At 42.7% G+C, this 17,009-nt stretch carries 14 protein-coding genes, 2 tRNA genes and 1 rRNA gene; 10 read left to right on the forward strand and 7 right to left on the reverse strand.

Features of this window, described 5'->3' with window-relative positions; all coding sequences use genetic code 11:
* Window positions 1-40: 40 nt before the first annotated feature.
* From gspL to EGC80_RS05605, 3 genes are read left to right on the forward strand one after another with little or no spacing between them, the layout of a single operon-like run.
* Window positions 41-1,246, forward strand: coding sequence for a type II secretion system protein GspL (gene gspL, locus EGC80_RS05595; RefSeq protein WP_101033650.1), 1,206 nt, complete (start codon window positions 41-43; stop codon window positions 1,244-1,246).
* 1 nt (window position 1,247) lies between these two features.
* Window positions 1,248-1,724, forward strand: coding sequence for a type II secretion system protein M (locus tag EGC80_RS05600; protein ID WP_101033652.1), 477 nt, complete (start codon window positions 1,248-1,250; stop codon window positions 1,722-1,724).
* A 9-nt stretch (window positions 1,725-1,733) separates the two neighbouring features.
* Window positions 1,734-2,495 (forward strand): type II secretion system protein N, encoded by a 762-nt coding sequence (locus tag EGC80_RS05605; RefSeq protein ID WP_124012994.1) that lies wholly within the window; start codon window positions 1,734-1,736, stop codon window positions 2,493-2,495.
* Window positions 2,496-2,674: 179 nt separating this feature from the next.
* On the opposite strand, the gene yrfG is transcribed toward EGC80_RS05605, so the two are convergent.
* On the reverse strand, window positions 2,675-3,340 hold the full coding sequence (gene yrfG / locus EGC80_RS05610) for a GMP/IMP nucleotidase (RefSeq protein ID WP_124012995.1): 666 nt from the start codon (window positions 3,338-3,340) through the stop codon (window positions 2,675-2,677).
* Between the two features lie 77 nt (window positions 3,341-3,417).
* Here yrfG and nudE point away from each other — a divergent pair, with 77 nt between their 5' ends.
* Both nudE and cysQ read left to right on the forward strand, forming a co-directional pair.
* Window positions 3,418-4,005: an ADP compounds hydrolase NudE gene (nudE, locus tag EGC80_RS05615; protein WP_101033658.1), complete on the forward strand. Its 588-nt coding sequence runs from the start codon at window positions 3,418-3,420 to the stop codon at window positions 4,003-4,005.
* A gap of 116 nt (window positions 4,006-4,121) precedes the next feature.
* Window positions 4,122-4,931 (forward strand): 3'(2'),5'-bisphosphate nucleotidase CysQ, encoded by an 810-nt coding sequence (cysQ, locus tag EGC80_RS05620; protein WP_101033660.1) that lies wholly within the window; start codon window positions 4,122-4,124, stop codon window positions 4,929-4,931.
* Window positions 4,932-5,212: 281 nt separating this feature from the next.
* On the opposite strand, the gene EGC80_RS05625 is transcribed toward cysQ, so the two are convergent.
* The 4 genes from EGC80_RS05625 to EGC80_RS05640 all read right to left on the reverse strand — a co-directional run bounded on the left by EGC80_RS05625 (window position 5,213) and on the right by EGC80_RS05640 (window position 10,655).
* Window positions 5,213-6,532 carry an IS4 family transposase gene (locus EGC80_RS05625; RefSeq protein ID WP_124012472.1) on the reverse strand — a complete coding sequence of 440 codons (1,320 nt, stop codon included), beginning with the start codon at window positions 6,530-6,532 and terminating at the stop codon, window positions 5,213-5,215.
* Between the two features lie 110 nt (window positions 6,533-6,642).
* Window positions 6,643-7,743, reverse strand: a complete 1,101-nt coding sequence (gene mnmH, locus EGC80_RS05630; protein WP_124012996.1) for a tRNA 2-selenouridine(34) synthase MnmH — start codon at window positions 7,741-7,743, stop codon at window positions 6,643-6,645.
* Window positions 7,743-8,798: a selenide, water dikinase SelD gene (selD, locus tag EGC80_RS05635; protein WP_124012997.1), complete on the reverse strand. Its 1,056-nt coding sequence runs from the start codon at window positions 8,796-8,798 to the stop codon at window positions 7,743-7,745. Before selD ends, mnmH begins: the two co-directional genes overlap by 1 nt.
* A gap of 747 nt (window positions 8,799-9,545) precedes the next feature.
* Complete coding sequence (locus EGC80_RS05640; RefSeq protein ID WP_101033666.1) at window positions 9,546-10,655, reverse strand: acyl-CoA desaturase; 1,110 nt, start codon at window positions 10,653-10,655, stop codon at window positions 9,546-9,548.
* A 156-nt stretch (window positions 10,656-10,811) separates the two neighbouring features.
* Between EGC80_RS05640 and fabR the strand changes: the two genes are divergently transcribed.
* Window positions 10,812-11,429: an HTH-type transcriptional repressor FabR gene (gene fabR / locus EGC80_RS05645; RefSeq protein WP_101033668.1), complete on the forward strand. Its 618-nt coding sequence runs from the start codon at window positions 10,812-10,814 to the stop codon at window positions 11,427-11,429.
* Window positions 11,430-11,493: 64 nt separating this feature from the next.
* Here fabR and trmA read toward each other — a convergent pair whose 3' ends face one another.
* Window positions 11,494-12,591, reverse strand: a complete 1,098-nt coding sequence (trmA, locus tag EGC80_RS05650; protein ID WP_124012998.1) for a tRNA (uridine(54)-C5)-methyltransferase TrmA — start codon at window positions 12,589-12,591, stop codon at window positions 11,494-11,496.
* A gap of 129 nt (window positions 12,592-12,720) precedes the next feature.
* On the opposite strand from trmA, the gene murI reads away from it, so the two are divergent.
* Entirely contained in the window at window positions 12,721-13,500 is a 780-nt protein-coding gene (gene murI / locus EGC80_RS05655; RefSeq protein WP_101033673.1) for a glutamate racemase, read from the forward strand.
* A 42-nt stretch (window positions 13,501-13,542) separates the two neighbouring features.
* Here the strand turns inward: murI and EGC80_RS05660 are convergent, their stop codons facing one another.
* Window positions 13,543-13,986, reverse strand: coding sequence for an RNA recognition motif domain-containing protein (locus EGC80_RS05660; protein ID WP_101033675.1), 444 nt, complete (start codon window positions 13,984-13,986; stop codon window positions 13,543-13,545).
* 688 nt (window positions 13,987-14,674) lie between these two features.
* Between EGC80_RS05660 and EGC80_RS05665 the strand changes: the two genes are divergently transcribed.
* The 3 genes from EGC80_RS05665 (at window position 14,675) to EGC80_RS05675 (ending at window position 16,725) form a co-directional block, all read left to right on the forward strand.
* Window positions 14,675-16,217, forward strand: a 16S ribosomal RNA gene (locus EGC80_RS05665).
* A gap of 218 nt (window positions 16,218-16,435) precedes the next feature.
* Window positions 16,436-16,512: transfer RNA gene (locus EGC80_RS05670), tRNA-Ile, on the forward strand.
* 137 nt (window positions 16,513-16,649) lie between these two features.
* Window positions 16,650-16,725: transfer RNA gene (locus EGC80_RS05675), tRNA-Ala, on the forward strand.
* Window positions 16,726-17,009: the final 284 nt, after the last annotated feature.

Raw genomic sequence — 17,009 nt, forward strand, 5'->3', positions numbered from 1 at the left:
ATTGCGTAACAATGCGTATTGAGATCGGTGGAGAATAACAGTGTCTGAACGGCTATTTATCCGGTTAGGAAAAACATCAGAACACCCATGTTCATGGCTGGTATGGTCTGAACAAGCGCAAGAAATTATCGCTTCTGGTGAGTTAGCTGATGCCGCTAGCCTCAGCAGTTTAGCTGAGCGTGCGGGTAATCGTCCTGTTGATGTACTTGTGCCTGCGGCCAATATGACATTGACACAAATTATGTTACCCGAAAAAGGCCAACGCCAAGCATTAAAGGCGTTGCCATACATGCTGGAGGAATCATTAGCGACGAATGTAGACAATATGCATTTTGTGGTTGGTCCTCGCGAAGGTGAGCAACTTAATGTGGCTGCTGTAGCGCATGAGCAAATGCAACTATGGCTTGAATGGCTGCATCACGCAGGCTTGAAAGTGAAACGAATTGTGCCAGATTGTTTGGCATTACCGTTAGATCAATGTCGCTGGGCAGCAATGAGTGTCGGCAGCGAATATTTAATCAGAACCTCGGAAGGGGGCGGTGTCAGTTTACCTAAAGCATGGTCTGCAATTGCATTACCACGGCTATTGTCTCAAGTGGTGCAGACCAATGATGACCCTATTAGCATGGCCAGTTATAGCGACGATATCGATTTTTCTGGGGTACAAGTTGAATCTAAGCCGTTAGATTTACCTATGATGGTATTAGCAAAGGGCATTTTAAATGCGCCGATTAATTTATTAAGCGGTGTATATAAGCCCAAGAGTGAATACAGCAAACAGTTATTCATTTGGAAAAATGCTGCGATAGTGATCATGCTTGCCATAGTATTAGCGTTAGTCAATAAAGGTTTGGCAATACATCAACTCAACAACCGCACTGCAGAATTACAAGCCCAAAGTGAAGTCATTTTTAAGCTGTCGTTGCCCGCGGTTAATCGCATTGTCAATATGCGCTCACAAATGGACAGTCAGTTACGCAGTATGCAAGGTCAAGGTGGTGGTGCAGTATTTTTTGAAATGTTAGACAACCTTAAACCTGCATTTAGCAAGGTGCCAGAGTTAAAACCCAATACATTGCGTTTTGAAGCCAATCGTAATGAATTACGCATGCAAGTGACGGCAAAAACCTATGGCCAAATTGAAGAGTTTAAAGCGTTTGTCGCCAAAGACTACCAACTAGATGGTGGTGCCATGAACAGTAGCGAAGACAGCGTCACCAGTACGCTGACGTTAAGGATTAAATAACATGGAAAATATGCGTATTTGGTGGCAAAGTTTAGCTATTAGAGAGCAACAGCTGGTTGGTTTTTGTGCCGTGGTACTTGTCATTGGTATTGTTTATTGGGGTATTTGGGCACCTATATCTAATGCTCAAGAAGCCGCCGAGCGCGATAACATCGCCGCACAGAAAACGTTAAATTATGTTAAACAAAGCGCGAATAAAATAACGGGTCTAAAACAAGCTGGTGCGCAAGCGAAAGTACCTGGAAGTTTAAGCTCTATCGTCAACCAAACCGCGGGACAATATCAATTAGAAATCACCCGTATGCAGCCGCAAGGCGATAAGATCCAACTCTGGATGGATGATGTGCCATTCGACGCACTCCTGGGTTATTTACATGACTTAGTGACGCAGAAAGGATTAACACTGGACAGTGTTGATTTAACGGAATCAGACGTTGCTGGCTTTGTAAAAGTAAGACGTATTCAGCTTTCACAGTAAGGGTTTTTTGTGAGTTTATTTTCAAAAATAGTCATTGGCGTCATTATCTATATGATGTTTTTATTGGTATATTTACCTGCAAATTGGTTAGTCAGTATTGCCCCATTGCCAAATAATATGGTGATAAGTGGTGCTGAAGGTACACTTTGGCAGGGGAAAGCGGCCTTAATCACGATTGATCAACGACAGATAGAACGGGTTAGTTGGACGTTAAGCCCGTGGGGATTATTTGTTGGTCAAGCCAATATCGATTTTAATGTCGGTAATCGTGCCACGCCAGTCAGCGGTAAAGGCAGTCTTAGCTGGTCATTATCTGGGATGAGCGCGAAAAATATTCGTCTTGATCTACAAGATAGCTTTATACTAGCGGGTGCTCGCTTACCTTTTAAAACCCAAATTGACGGTGATGTGAGCATAATGGTTGAAGTCTTAAAGCAAGGTAAACCATGGTGCGAACAATTACACGGTAAATTATTTGTAAATCACACTAATGTCAAAAATCAATTTGGGGTATACCCTTTGGGCAATATCACATTGGGATTGAGTTGTCTTGACGGGCAATTACAACTGGCCACTGATGAAACGCAAAACGTATTGGGCTTAACGGGGACAGCTATTTTAGGCGAATCAAACTTGGTTAAGGTCAGTGCTAAAATTAAACCGACAGATGCTCAACCTAAGGATTTACGTGAGGCGTTACCATTTTTAGGTCGACAAGATACTCAAGGGTATTATCCAATTAACTATCAAGGTGTTGTGCCTGGTTTGTAATACCTATAAAGAGATTAATAAAAACGCCTTGATACCAATATCAAGGCGTTTTTATATCATTCACATTTGATTCAGCAATGCTAGCTTAACTATAATGGCCACGCTTAAAAATCAATCGCTACTCGGCGGTCATTCAACTTAACTTCAATCCCTTCGTTGTTTCTATGGCGACAATATTGCTAAATGGCTTGAAGTGTCTGTAATAGTAGGTGGTAATCGGTAATCGCTGGGAAATTGGCAAATTCAAGCTGAGGTTTTTGGCTATCTGGATTCTTTATTCCGAGTTGATAACCTACCCCCGCTTTTTTTGATGCCGCTAAAATGACTTCGCTGTCATCAATAAATAAACACCTCGACGGATCTACGTTAAATTTATTAAATGCATATTGCCAAAATTGTGGATGCTCTTTGGGATAGCCGCTTTCATGGCTCGATAGCATGTCGTCTAAACCATCGGCTAAGTTGGTATGGGTTAACTTAAGGGCTAAACTTTGTGGGTGAGCATTAGTAAACAAGATGCGTTGCTTATTTGCCCCAGCTAATGCCTGTAAAAAAGGCATGCTGTCTTGGCGAAGCTTAATCCTGTCCGCCGATGCATGGTGTAATGCCAAAATATCGAGTTTTAAATGGCGTTGCCAGTAATCAAGACAATACCAATCTAAGGTGCCGACCACATCATAGCAAGCTTGTTTAGCTAATTTATTGGCTTCATCCAAGCTTATTTGCCTCTGTATGCTTAATTGTTCAGGCACTATATGCAACCAAAAGTGGTTATCAAAATGAAGATCAAGCAAGGTGCCATCCATGTCGAGTAGGACTGTATCTATTTTATACCAAGGAAACATGTAAATTCCGATTGTAGAATATACCTAGAATAGTAAGATTGTACCTTGTCTATATTAATTCGTCACATGGGGCTTCAATGACACAGCGGCATAAAAAGCCGGAGATCCTGCATACCGAAATTGTTGCTAAAAGCCGACTGTTTCAAATCGAGCAGGTACACCTTAAGTTTTCTAATGGCGTAGAACGTCAATATGAAAGAATGAAAGGCGGTAGCAGGGGGGCTGTGATGATGGTGCCTATTCATCAAGGTAATTTGTTATTAGCCAGTGAATATGCCGCTGGCACCGATAATTACGAACTGGGTTTTCCTAAAGGATTGATTGATCCTGGTGAAACAGCGATTGAAGCAGCCAATAGAGAGCTCCAAGAAGAAATTGGTTTTGGTAGTTATCAATTGACTCATTTAAAAGAGCTATCACTTGCGCCTGGTTACTTTTCCAGCAAAATGCATATTTTTGTGGCCGAAAAACTGTATCCCAGTCGTTTGGAAGGTGATGAGCCAGAGCCGATCGACGTGATCCCTTGGCCATTATCTGATTGGCAGTTATTACTCGATAATGTCGACTTTTCTGAGTCTCGCAGTGTGAGTGCGCTTTTTTTAACTCAGCAATATCTGAGTACATCAACGGATAGTCTTAAACGTGAGCTAAACGATGTAGAATAGATAAATTACTCGGCGTATTGTGTTAGCCATAGAACAGCAACATAGAATAGGCGATAGCCTTGTTTATTGGTGTCCTTGTCAGGTCATCTTTCTCGAATCCAGCAATTGGAGTAGTAATGAAGCCAGAAGATGTAATTGAGCAAGTCATAGACATTGCAACGGAAGCTGGGCAAACAATTCGTGACATTTACCTTAAAGGTAACTTTAAACGCGAAATGAAGGCAGACAATACCCCGGTGACGTCTGCCGATTTAGCTGCGCACGACATTATTTGCCGTCAGTTAGCTGAGCTAACGCCTGATATTCCTATTTTAAGTGAGGAGGCGGCGGATATTCCATTAAGTGTGCGTGAAACATGGAAACGCTATTGGTTAGTCGATCCATTAGATGGTACTGGTGAGTTTATTGCGGGCAGTGGTGATTTTTCAGTCATTATTGCCTTGGTTGAACATAATCGTCCTATCATGGGTGTGGTTTATGTGCCGATGACGAAAGTGTGTTACTACGCGATCGCGGGGTTAGGAGCTTATAAGCGTGATGGTAAGAATGAGCTACGCATTACCAGTAAACAATTAACCGGTGATGAACCAGAGCATTTGCGTTTAGCGGTCAGTCGTCGTCAAGACCCGCAATCGGTATTAAAGCTGCTTAATAAACCCAATCATTGTGAGTTAGTGGTGATGGGAGGCGCTGCATTAAAGAGTTGTTTAGTGGCCGAAGGGCGTGCAGATTGCTATGTCCGCTTAGGGCCAACTGGTGAGTGGGATACGGGCGCGGCGCAGATCATTATTGAAGAAGCGGGTGGGGCACTGATTGATATTAATTTGCAGCCTATGACCTACAATGAGCGTGAAACGCTCGAAAATCCTAATTTCATTGTGGTCGGCAGTACCAATCTCCCGTGGGATATGTTGCTAACAAATTGATTAATAGTTATTTTACTTGTTTTGAATTAATGGTTCTGTTTGTCTGTTTTTTAGTCGACGGCTGATTTTGACTCATTTTATGGGTTGAGATTAGCTAATATGTCTACCTGAAACTAGGATGGCGCTTTACTTGATAGCATTAGCTAACCAATGGCGAGTTGCTTTATTGCCAGCATAGATATTGCTTGGGCTACTATGGCAGGTAAGGGTTAATTTTAATGCCGAAGACCATGAGATCCCAAAAAAAGCCCTCATCTAGAGTAATGCTATTCGGATAAGCACTATTGTTTATATCTAAGTGGATAGCGACTGGGTATGTAGAGCACTGAGCGTGGATACGTTCGGTGCTTTCTTTTATCTGGCAGGATAAAGTGTTTTATATCGGCTCGCATTTGCTTCAGTTTCGCTGGCAGCTTTCCATCTGGTGATAAAGCAAGCCACCTTAATTGTGTATCTATCAAGCTTATTGCAGCGGTAAAACTGATACGGGTTGGCGCGACCTTAGCTTCCTTTGCTATCGCTGTCATTTCTAAACGAACCAGATTATAAGCGATAAGCACCCCCCACAATTCTTGCTTAACACCTTCAACAAATTTGCTCCGTAACGTCACCTTGCTTTGCAGCTGGGTTTGCTTAAGTTCGCCATATCCTTCTTCTATTTCCCAGCGTTGCCAGTAGATATTTAGCAGCTTGTCCAGCGGATACTGAACAGGGTCAATCAATGAGGTGACAAATCCTTTTATTTCACCTTTTGGCTCTTGATAAGCGATAAAACGGGCGCGCCATGTTTCAGGGAGCTCCGGATTTTTCTTTCTCGCCTGTGGGGAGACGGGCATATCAATGAGCAAGTCATTATTCGCAAACTCTTCGACTACCTCGTAGCGCATCTTTGACTTTACGGGTGTCAGCCAATGTCGCTGTACTCCAGAGCTTTGCCAGTTTACTAATAAGTCAGCAGAGAAATAACAACGGTCAAATAGGGTTAAGGAATTATCAGGGGTATCTTGAACTAAACGCTGTGCGAGCGTGACCTCTCCTACGTGGCAGCCATCAAAGGCAGCACCTAATACCATTCTGGTTTCAGTCGATATAAGGCTGACTAATCGAAGTTGAGGATAGGGTTTGTGTGTGTTTGAAATAAAACCAAACTCATTGGCATTTTCTTCAGAATCTTGGCAACGAAACACGGTTCCATCAACGGCAAGGGTGGTAAGCCCTAGCGCGTTATTCTCCCCCAACGCTTGCTCAAGCCAAGCTGAGACAGTGGATTTAAATAAGTACGACATAGGCGCTTCACCTAAGCGTCGTCGGCAATCCGTCAATACACTCGGCGCTACGCGAGACCAAGTTGAGTCTCCAGATTGAAGTGCAATATCCATCGAGCTACAGACTTCTTTGATGGACTGGTTACGAATTAACCCCATCCAGAGTACTAGCCAGACTGCCTGCTGGGCAGGCAGACGGCGATTACGGATACTCGCCTTGTTAGCTGAAAGGAGTGATTGTTCGATCCAATCTGAATCAATCGCCTCCATTACAGAACCGTAAGACCCGCTTTCTTCAACAGACTCATGAACTAACTCAAGCTCTTGCACAAACATAAAAAATCCCCACCAGAATACTGGTAGGGATTATCTTTCATCTGCAGGATCGGTCAAGTGCTCTTAAACGATCGGCATTGCTCATCTAGAGGGCATTTTTTTGAAATGACTTATGACTTGTGAGTATCTAGCCATTGGTGTATCGCTTGCCTACTCCCTTGGAAGACAACCCTGTCATTTTTCTTTTCAAGTTGGTATTGGTACATCGGGTCATAGTAAATATCGAGTAACAGGTTTATCCAGTCTAGATGTTTACTGGTATCATTTTGGCTTTGTTGTACCTCAAGTGCATCGTCAACCAAGTCCTGTAATTGCTGATGTTGTTTACCGCCTAAGCGTTTACGGATCCCCAATAAACTTTGAGTCAAATAAGCTCTAAATGCATCAAAACCATCATGCTCACCAAAGTGAGACACATAATCAGCGAGTTTTTGTTCAACATAATCATTCAATAAACGCGGTAAACGCGCATCTAATGGTTCATCGAGAACGATAATATCCGCTTGTTGCATGGCGTTGTAAAAATGATGAGGCAGGGCTGACCTGCCTATAAGCATACTTTCATCTTCTAACAGTAAATGGCTATGTTGCTGTTGTTGATGCTTCAGTAATGCCACACCTAAGTTATTTTCGAAGTTAATTTGACTGGGTTGTGGATCGATATTTTTGCCAAAGCTTGATCCCCGATGATTGGCAATGCCTTCAAGATCGACGGACTCATCACGTTGGTTGATAACTTCCGTTTTACCACTGCCTGTTATGCCACTTAAAATGAGCACTTTAGATTGATTGGGTGCCTGCTCGATAGTATTGATTAAAAAATTACGCATGGCTTTATAACCCCCTTCAATATATGGGATATTTATGCCAGATTCTTTAATCCATTGCTGTGATAACGTTGAACGTAAACCACCACGAAAACAATATAAATAACTATCAGGATGTTGTGACAACTGAGCGAGCCAAGCATCTATACGTTGTTGCTTAACGGGACCATTTACTAACCTATGACCTAACGCTATGGCAGCATCTTGGCCATTTTGTTTATAACATGTTCCTACTTTTTGGCGTTCACTATCTTGCATTAACGGTAAATTAATCGAGTGACTAAATGCACCTTTGGAAAATTCAATGGGTGCTCTGACATCTATTAACGGACGATTTTCTAATAATAGTCTGCCATATTCTGAGCTGGGAATGACGTCACTCATTAGCTTAATTCCATAAGGATATCGTATCCGTCAGCGCGAGGTTCATATTCATGGAGGGTACCGATACAAGTTGCGGCAATACCATTGGTTTCCAATAATACTTTCAGTTCATTTTCAGCCTCTGCACTCACAGAAACTAACAATCCGCCGCTGGTTTGTGGATCGCAGATAATGGCTTTCTGTTCATCGGTTAATGGCGGTAAATACTCGCTATAACTGTCAAAATTACGATGGGTACCGCCTGGGATACAACCTTGAGCGAGGTAATCACTGACTTTGGGTAACAAAGGAACTTGGGATAATATTAAATTCGCTTTAAGTTTTGCACCTTGGCACACTTCAATTAAGTGGCCAGCCAGTCCAAAACCAGTGACGTCAGTTAAGGCATTAACGCCAACAATTTTAGCGATATCAATACCAATCGTGTTGAGCTGACACATCGCATTAGGTGCAATTTGACTGTCTTCATCACGCAGTTTCTTTTGTTTCTGCGCAGTGGTAAGAATGCCAATTCCAATCGGTTTGGTGATATATAGGCGATCGTTAGCTTTAGCGGTGTTATTTTTCTTTACTTGCTCGAGCGGGATTTGTCCTGTCACGGCTAAACCAAAAATAGGTTCTGGGGCATCAATACTGTGACCGCCAGCCAGCATAATACCAGCATCGGCACAGGCTTGACGTCCACCATCAACCACTTTTTGGGCTATTTCTGCTGCTAATAGATTGATTGGCCAACCTAAAATAGCAATCGCCATAATAGGCGTTCCCCCCATGGCATATATGTCGCTAATGGCATTGGTTGCTGCAATTCGGCCAAAGGTAAATGGGTCATCCACAATGGGCATAAAAAAGTCAGTGGTACTGATAATGCCAGTTTGTTCATTCAGCTTATAGACGGCTGCATCGTCACGTGTTTGATTACCGACTAATAAGTTAGGATCAGTAAACACAGGGAGTTGTGACGCAAGAATGGTACTTAATACTTTTGGGGAAATTTTACAGCCGCAGCCTGCGCCATGGCTATATTCGGTGAGCTTAATTGTTTGATCAGGCATGGTAGTTGATTTATCGCTGGCGTATTGAGCAGCAATTATAATGTTTCTCAGTAAGAATATCTTGTATTTTACTCTGTCATTAACGTGACAGTGTCGAGAGTCGAGAATAAAAGATAATTATGAGCATTATTTTTATTTTGGTTGCGGCTAGTTTTTTAACCAATAGAGACCATATGACGGAGAGCCGACTATCGTGGTAAGGCGCAAAGAGCATACACATGAACACATAAAACAAATGGCGAGCGATGGTGATGACCCATTTAAAGCCGAGAACATCGATAAGCTAAGATTAATAAAATTGGCGAGTCAAATAGGTTAGGTATCAAGTACTTTGATTCATATATTGAGAAGCTACCACGATTTATTATTAGCGGTATCTGAACAGTCATTAGCGCAGTTAGCCACAACATTAACGTTAAAGATGAGTGATAATACACTGTTGAATACTCAGCAGACGGCGATACTATCCTGTTAGCCTCTGGAGTGAGGGGGTTAACTTTAGCCACAAGGGCGGGTACTTACCACTTTCCCTAAGGATTTTTGGTCTAAAGTGGCGCTGAGCATTGCCCCTTTTTCGATGGCAGTCAGACCAACTGCCAAATGTTGTAACAGCAAGTGCGCCCAACAATTTACCAAACCTCAACATGGGTTAAGAGCTGAGATTAATTAACTCTTTACTCGAACTCGTTGAGATTACTTAAAAAAAAGGTCACGCTATACGTAACCTTTTTTTATGCTATTTACGTATTATGACGTATAAGCAGCCGTTAAGCTTTTCCAATTACGTTGTTGTTCAAGAAATTGGTTACGCAATAATTGTACTTGTTGTTTCAGATTGTGATCTGTAAGTTGCTTGCGTTTCGCCTCTAACAAGCTCTTTTTCGCTTGATAATAGTCGACTAAGTGTTGCTTCATCAGCTCATACTCTGCTTGAAATTTTTCGATTATTTCATCGCAGTTAGGTAAGTGCGCAACCTGATTCTGTGCTTGTAAAAGTTGCATCTGCAAACGTGCACTTTCAATGCGCTCTTGTGGCACTTTACGTAAATCACTGGCTAAACCAAACCAGTTCATTAGCTTGATTAACCATTTAGTTGGATCGTAGTCCCACCATTTTATTCCATTGCGGTAATCATTTTCGAAAATATGATGGAAGTTGTGATAACCCTCGCCATATGTCAGCAATGCTAAAAATGCATTATCTTTAGCGGTATTTTTATCTGTGTACGGTTGTTTGCCCCAGAGATGAGCCAATGAGTTTATGAAGAACGTACAGTGATGTACTACCACTAGACGCAATAAACCTGCCATAAGTACCATTGATAAAATATCGCCATTCAACCAGCCTATAAATGCTGGTAAACCTATATTCATTAAAATCACTAAGGCTAAGTAGTGCTTGTGTTGCCACATAACGATACGATCATTTTGTAAATCGCGGACGTTATTATAGTTACTATAGCGGCTTGCTTGATACTCGCGCAGCATCCAACCTATGTGGCTGTACCAAAATCCCATTTTGGCTGAATACGGATCTTTATCATTATTATCAACATGTTTGTGATGAACGCGGTGATCACTACACCAATGTAATGCACTGTTCTGTAGTGCTAACGCTCCGCCTAGTGCGTATAAAAAACGAACCGATGAGTGAGCTTTATAAGCTTTATGTGACCATAATCTGTGGTAACCCGCAGTAATCGATAGACCACTTGCGTAAGCGAAAATAACAAATGCAATCCATTCAATGCCATCAAAGCCATGGGTAAAACCACGCCAAGGGATTAACACCAGAGCACCAATAAAAGTAATGGCAAATAACAGGGTATTAAGCCAAATGATTGGAGGTTTTTTCATTTAGTAGGGTTCCAATAATAGGGATAAATAAGTTGAGCGTACAATTGTACGCTAATTTAACGTACAGAACTAGTCATGGTCAAGCTTAACAGGGCTGTGTTTCTGTTGTAAAAACGGTATTATCTGTGAATTAATATTGACTGAATGGATTAGTAAATGGGCGTAAGAGCACAACAAAAGGAAAAAACCCGCCGTGCATTAGTTGATGCTGCATTTAATCAACTCAGTGCCGAGCGTAGCTTTTCTAGCTTAAGTTTACGTGAAGTTGCACGTGAAGCTGGTATTGCGCCCACATCATTCTATCGCCATTTTAAAGATATGAACGAGCTTGGCTTAACCATGGTCGATGAAGGCGGATTAACCTTACGTCAAATGATGCGTAAAGGTCGTCAACGCGCAGAAGCCGGTGGTAGCGTGATCCGTATTTCTGTTGACACTTTTATGGAAGTGTTGGAATCAAACCCTAACGTATTTCGAATACTGTTACATGAACGTTCAGGTACCTCTGCCGCATTTAGAGCTGCAGTTGAGCGCGAAATTGAACACTTTATCTCTGAACTTGCTCATTACACTGAAGCACAAGCTAACCGCACACCTGTGTTAGCGCGCGCTCAAGCTGAAGCGCTGGTTATTTTGGTATTTAATGCGGGAGCATCGGCGTTGGATTCAAAACGTAGCGAACGTAGAGCGTTGGCCGACCAATTAGTATTGCAACTGCGGATGGTCGCTACTGGTGCTGAAGCGTTACAACATAAAATGGATAATAGAGCCTAATCAACTGCCTTTATAAACAAACAGTACGCTAATCATTAGCGCCCTGTTTGTTAGTTAATCTGCATTACTTACGTTCTAGTAATACGCCTGATTCCATGTGGTCTGTATAGGGGAATTGGTCAAATAGCGCAAAGCGAGTGATTTTATGTGTTTGGCCTAAGGTTAACAAATTGTCATTCAGTGTTTCTGGATTGCATGAAATATACAAAATCCGCTCATAACCTTGTATAAGCTTTAATGTTTCAGGGTCAATGCCTGCACGAGGCGGGTCAACAAAGATAGTATTGCAATCGTAACTGTCTAAGTCGATGCCTTCTAAACGTCTAAATTGACGCTTTTTCGCCATCGCATCACTAAAGTCTTCAGCAGACATACGAATAATTTGGACATTATTGACTTTATTAATATCGATATTGTACTGAGCGGCATCAACTGAAGGCTTGGCCAGTTCGGTTGCTAAAACGCGATTGAAATTTTGTGCCAATACAATAGTAAAATTGCCGTTGCCACAGTACAACTCAAGTAAATCTCCTTGGCTGTTTTTAGTTGCATCAACGGCCCATTCCAACATTTTTACGGATACTTTAGCATTGGGCTGGGTAAAGCTATTTTCTATCTGCTTATAATGTAATCGTTGAGCGTTTACTGTAAGTGTTTCGGTAACATAGTCTTTATCTAAATCGATTTTCTGTTTGCGTGCTCGGCCAATAATACTGACATTAAATTGAGCAGATAATTTTGCCTTTAATTGAGTCGCATGTTCGCGCCATTCTTCATCAAGCTGACGGTGATATAACAAAGAGACCAATATCTCGCCACTTAACGTCGATAAAAAGTCAATTTGAAACAGCCTATAGCGTAACGCAGGATTGGGAGTTAATTCGGTGATTAATGCAGCCATCATTTGATTAATCATCAACCCCGCTGGCAAATATTGATCGCAACGCACTTTAGCATTCAATGCTTTATCAAACATGTAGTAATATAAGTCATCACCTTCATGCCACATTCTAAACTCAGCACGCATGCGATAATGCATAGGCTCAGAAGCAAAGACTTCAAGCTTTGGTGGATTGAAATCGGCAAAGGCCTGTTCTAGCTTGATGCGCTTTTGTTGTAATTGTGCATCGTAGTTTTTAGGATCCATTGCAGCTAAATTCATATCGACCACCTAAGACTGTAAAAAAGGGCGCAAATAGTATACTAAATGACGCTGATGTCTAGTATTACGCGCCTAAGTATAAAATGACATGACGATTAAAACTGAGCATATTCATATTTGGAGCCCCTATTGTCTGGACCTATTTTAGTATTTGATTCTGGTATCGGCGGATTGTCGGTCATGAATGAAATTAGAAAACAGCTGCCACAGCATGATTATTGCTATTTATTTGATAATGCCCGCTTGCCCTATGGCAACTTATCAGAGCAAGAGTTAATAGCTGGATGTGTTGCTCTGATCACCCATCATGCTCGACGTGTTAATGCCAGTATCGTGGTTGTTGCCTGCAATACCGCCAGTACTTTGGTATTGCCGCTATTACGCCAACAATTAACAATTCCTATCGTGGGTGTTGTTCCTGCCATAAAACCTGCTGCGATGTTATCGAAGAAAAAGCACATTGGTTTATTGGCTACGCCGGGCACAGTGAAACGAGATTACACTCAAGCGCTGATCAATCAGTTTGCTGGAAACTGCAAGGTCGAATTATTTGGTACGTCAGATTTAGTGTTACTTGCTGAGCAACATGTGGCGCGTCAGCAAATCGATAGAAATAAACTGAACGATATCTTATTTCCCATAGCGGCATCTAATATTGATGTACTGGTACTGGGCTGTACCCATTTCCCAATGATAGCGTCAGAAATTAGTTATTATCTTGGTGGCGGCGTAACACTATTAGATTCTGGGGAAGCAGTAGCAAAGCGAGTTAGGTTTTTACTGAGCAGAGACAATGATGGAAGTAAACAATTACAAGCGTGTTATACCAAGGATATTAGCGAAGGGCTTAAAGCAACATTAGTCGATTATGGTTTTGGTGATTTTTCGCTGGTAACCATAACCGACTAACAACACTGTTTAAATAGTGCTAAGAATCCTGCTCAATAACGATTAGCTATTTTCTGTATCAGATTCTTGTGATTTAGCTTCTCTTACCTTTAACGTGCGTTCTTGAAAGCTGTAGTCGTTTAATTTCGACATTGCCTTCTGTGCTCCCGCTTCAGACATCTCAACAAACCCAAATCCTTTACGGCGTCCTGTTTTACGGTCTCGTACTAGACGAACGGAGTTAACCGGTCCGTACTCACCGAACAATGCTTTTACTTCTCCCTCATGAACACGATAAGGCAAGTTGCCAACATACAGTGTCATAGTGGGACCTACATACGGTTCCTCTGTAGAATTTGAACCACTAGATGGCATAAAGGTGAAAATTAACGTCGCAACGACTACACCAGCAATAAACGCTACCGAAGATGGTGTGCCGCCAAACTGAGAAAAAACAAAAGCGCCAAGAAGCGCCGCAATCAAAACAATCACGAATGATTTCTGCATAAAATAATCTCTAATGAATAAAAAAATGATAAATAACTGTTAAATACTATTACATACTAATTAAAAATTACCAGATAAACCAGAGTACTGTTGAAAAATTGAGCTTGAAATCAACTTAAATATCAAAAATAAGTGTTTTGTGATTTAGGTGAAGACGGTTCTTTGAACAAAAAAGTTAAAAAAGAATCGATCTGACCAAAAGTTCGACATTCAAAACATTTCATCAATAAAAGCGCTTGCACTAAATCTCAAGCTGCCTATAATGCGCATCCACTGACACGGCATACAGCGAAAGCAGAAACCGGTTAGCGTTATTTACAACTACTTAATAGTGTTGATAACAGGCAAAAAGAAGTTTGAAAAAACACTTGACGCCATAAAGGGAATGCGTAAAATACGCATCCCAAGCCAATGACCTAGCGTCTTACGGCGATGCATGAAAGATAGCATCAACGCTCTTTAACAATTTATCAAGTAATCTGTGTGGACATTCACAGGTATTGAGTTATTCGAAATTGTCTTCTGTTCTTCGGAATGTTGGCAATCAAAAAATTTCAACTCAATGCAACGATGAATGTTCATAGTAATATGTACAAAGACTTAAGCAACTTCGGTTGGTTAAGCAATCAGAATTCATTGAGCCGAAAGCTTCGTTCTTACTTGTAAGAGTGGGGTTTTCAAAAAACTTTAATTGAAGAGTTTGATCATGGCTCAGATTGAACGCTGGCGGCAGGCCTAACACATGCAAGTCGAGCGGTAACACAAGGGAGCTTGCTTCTGAGGTGACGAGCGGCGGACGGGTGAGTAATGCCTAGGGATCTGCCCAGTCGAGGGGGATAACAGTTGGAAACGACTGCTAATACCGCATACGCCCTACGGGGGAAAGGAGGGGACCTTCGGGCCTTCCGCGACAGGATGAACCTAGGTGGGATTAGCTAGTTGGTGAGGTAATGGCTCACCAAGGCGACGATCCCTAGCTGTTCTGAGAGGATGATCAGCCACACTGGGACTGAGACACGGCCCAGACTCCTACGGGAGGCAGCAGTGGGGAATATTGCACAATGGGGGAAACCCTGATGCAGCCATGCCGCGTGTGTGAAGAAGGCCTTCGGGTTGTAAAGCACTTTCAGTAGGGAGGAAAGGTAGCGTGTTAATAGCCCGTTACTGTGACGTTACCTACAGAAGAAGGACCGGCTAACTCCGTGCCAGCAGCCGCGGTAATACGGAGGGTCCGAGCGTTAATCGGAATTACTGGGCGTAAAGCGTGCGCAGGCGGTTTGTTAAGCCAGATGTGAAATCCCCGGGCTCAACCTGGGAATTGCATTTGGAACTGGCGAACTAGAGTCTTGTAGAGGGGGGTAGAATTCCAGGTGTAGCGGTGAAATGCGTAGATATCTGGAGGAATACCGGTGGCGAAGGCGGCCCCCTGGACAAAGACTGACGCTCATGCACGAAAGCGTGGGGAGCAAACAGGATTAGATACCCTGGTAGTCCACGCCGTAAACGATGTCTACTCGGAGTTTGGTGACTTAGTCACTGGGCTCCCAAGCTAACGCATTAAGTAGACCGCCTGGGGAGTACGGCCGCAAGGTTAAAACTCAAATGAATTGACGGGGGCCCGCACAAGCGGTGGAGCATGTGGTTTAATTCGATGCAACGCGAAGAACCTTACCTACTCTTGACATCCACAGAAGAGACCAGAGATGGACTTGTGCCTTCGGGAACTGTGAGACAGGTGCTGCATGGCTGTCGTCAGCTCGTGTTGTGAAATGTTGGGTTAAGTCCCGCAACGAGCGCAACCCCTATCCTTATTTGCCAGCGCGTAATGGCGGGAACTCTAGGGAGACTGCCGGTGATAAACCGGAGGAAGGTGGGGACGACGTCAAGTCATCATGGCCCTTACGAGTAGGGCTACACACGTGCTACAATGGCAAGTACAGAGGGTTGCAAAGCCGCGAGGTGGAGCTAATCTCACAAAGCTTGTCGTAGTCCGGATCGGAGTCTGCAACTCGACTCCGTGAAGTCGGAATCGCTAGTAATCGTGGATCAGAATGCCACGGTGAATACGTTCCCGGGCCTTGTACACACCGCCCGTCACACCATGGGAGTGGGCTGCAAAAGAAGTGGGTAGTTTAACCTTCGGGAGAACGCTCACCACTTTGTGGTTCATGACTGGGGTGAAGTCGTAACAAGGTAGCCCTAGGGGAACCTGGGGCTGGATCACCTCCTTACCTATACGACTAACTCAATACCTAAAAGTGCAGCAATGCATGTGAGTGTTCACACAGATTACTTGATAGAAAGAAAGAGAAAGATATCGAAAGGTATTTTTGAGGATTTTGATTCTTAATCAAGGCACTTGATGAGTTTTGCAGGGAGTGTGCTTTTAGCACATGACTGAGAAACGAAGAAAGTAACGCTGAGTAAGGATTAAAAGACCAAAAAGAATGGGTCTGTAGCTCAGCTGGTTAGAGCGCACCCCTGATAAGGGTGAGGTCGGTGGTTCAAGTCCACTCTGACCCACCAAATCTTCATTTTATCTGCGCTAATTAAATACTCGTTTAGTGAACTAAACGTCGCATTGAATTAACTTGCTAAAATTCGATTTGGCTTCGCCAATCTTATGATTGGATACTTGGTATTTATCTCAACTGCATGTAAATGGGGCTATAGCTCAGCTGGGAGAGCGCCTGCCTTGCACGCAGGAGGTCTGCGGTTCGATCCCGCATAGCTCCACCATTTACACTTATCATGATGATAAACATATGCATAGGTTAGAGATGCCAAAGATAAATGAAACTTTATCTTTGGCTTTTTTAAGCCCGCTCTTTAACAATTTGGAAAGCTGATAGTACTAACTAAAGGCGCATGAATGACGATTCGTTGTCGTTTGTGTGATTACGTTAGTGCGAAAAATAATACTGATGCGAAAGCATTAGTATCTTGAGTTCTCAACACACTGTTTAAGTGTCTTGAATATTCTAAAAAACTAAGGCGAGTCCACTTCCTACCCGGAGGTGAGA

The sequence above is a fragment of the Shewanella psychromarinicola genome (assembly GCF_003855155.1).
In the GTDB taxonomy this organism is placed as follows: Bacteria; Pseudomonadota; Gammaproteobacteria; order Enterobacterales; family Shewanellaceae; genus Shewanella; species Shewanella psychromarinicola.

Excerpts from the sequence above, each read along its gene's own strand:
- fabR (WP_101033668.1), top strand. The coding sequence starts at position 10,812 with ATGGGCGTAAGAGCACAACAAAAGGAAAAAACCCGCCGTGCATTAGTT.
- selD (WP_124012997.1), bottom strand. The coding sequence starts at position 8,798 with ATGCCTGATCAAACAATTAAGCTCACCGAATATAGCCATGGCGCAGGC.
- EGC80_RS05660 (WP_101033675.1), bottom strand. The coding sequence starts at position 13,986 with ATGCAGAAATCATTCGTGATTGTTTTGATTGCGGCGCTTCTTGGCGCT.
- mnmH (WP_124012996.1), bottom strand. The coding sequence starts at position 7,743 with ATGAGTGACGTCATTCCCAGCTCAGAATATGGCAGACTATTATTAGAA.
- yrfG (WP_124012995.1), bottom strand. The coding sequence starts at position 3,340 with ATGTTTCCTTGGTATAAAATAGATACAGTCCTACTCGACATGGATGGC.
- EGC80_RS05640 (WP_101033666.1), bottom strand. The coding sequence starts at position 10,655 with ATGAAAAAACCTCCAATCATTTGGCTTAATACCCTGTTATTTGCCATT.
- cysQ (WP_101033660.1), top strand. The coding sequence starts at position 4,122 with ATGAAGCCAGAAGATGTAATTGAGCAAGTCATAGACATTGCAACGGAA.
- trmA (WP_124012998.1), bottom strand. The coding sequence starts at position 12,591 with ATGAATTTAGCTGCAATGGATCCTAAAAACTACGATGCACAATTACAA.
- nudE (WP_101033658.1), top strand. The coding sequence starts at position 3,418 with ATGACACAGCGGCATAAAAAGCCGGAGATCCTGCATACCGAAATTGTT.
- EGC80_RS05600 (WP_101033652.1), top strand. The coding sequence starts at position 1,248 with ATGGAAAATATGCGTATTTGGTGGCAAAGTTTAGCTATTAGAGAGCAA.
- EGC80_RS05625 (WP_124012472.1), bottom strand. The coding sequence starts at position 6,532 with ATGTTTGTGCAAGAGCTTGAGTTAGTTCATGAGTCTGTTGAAGAAAGC.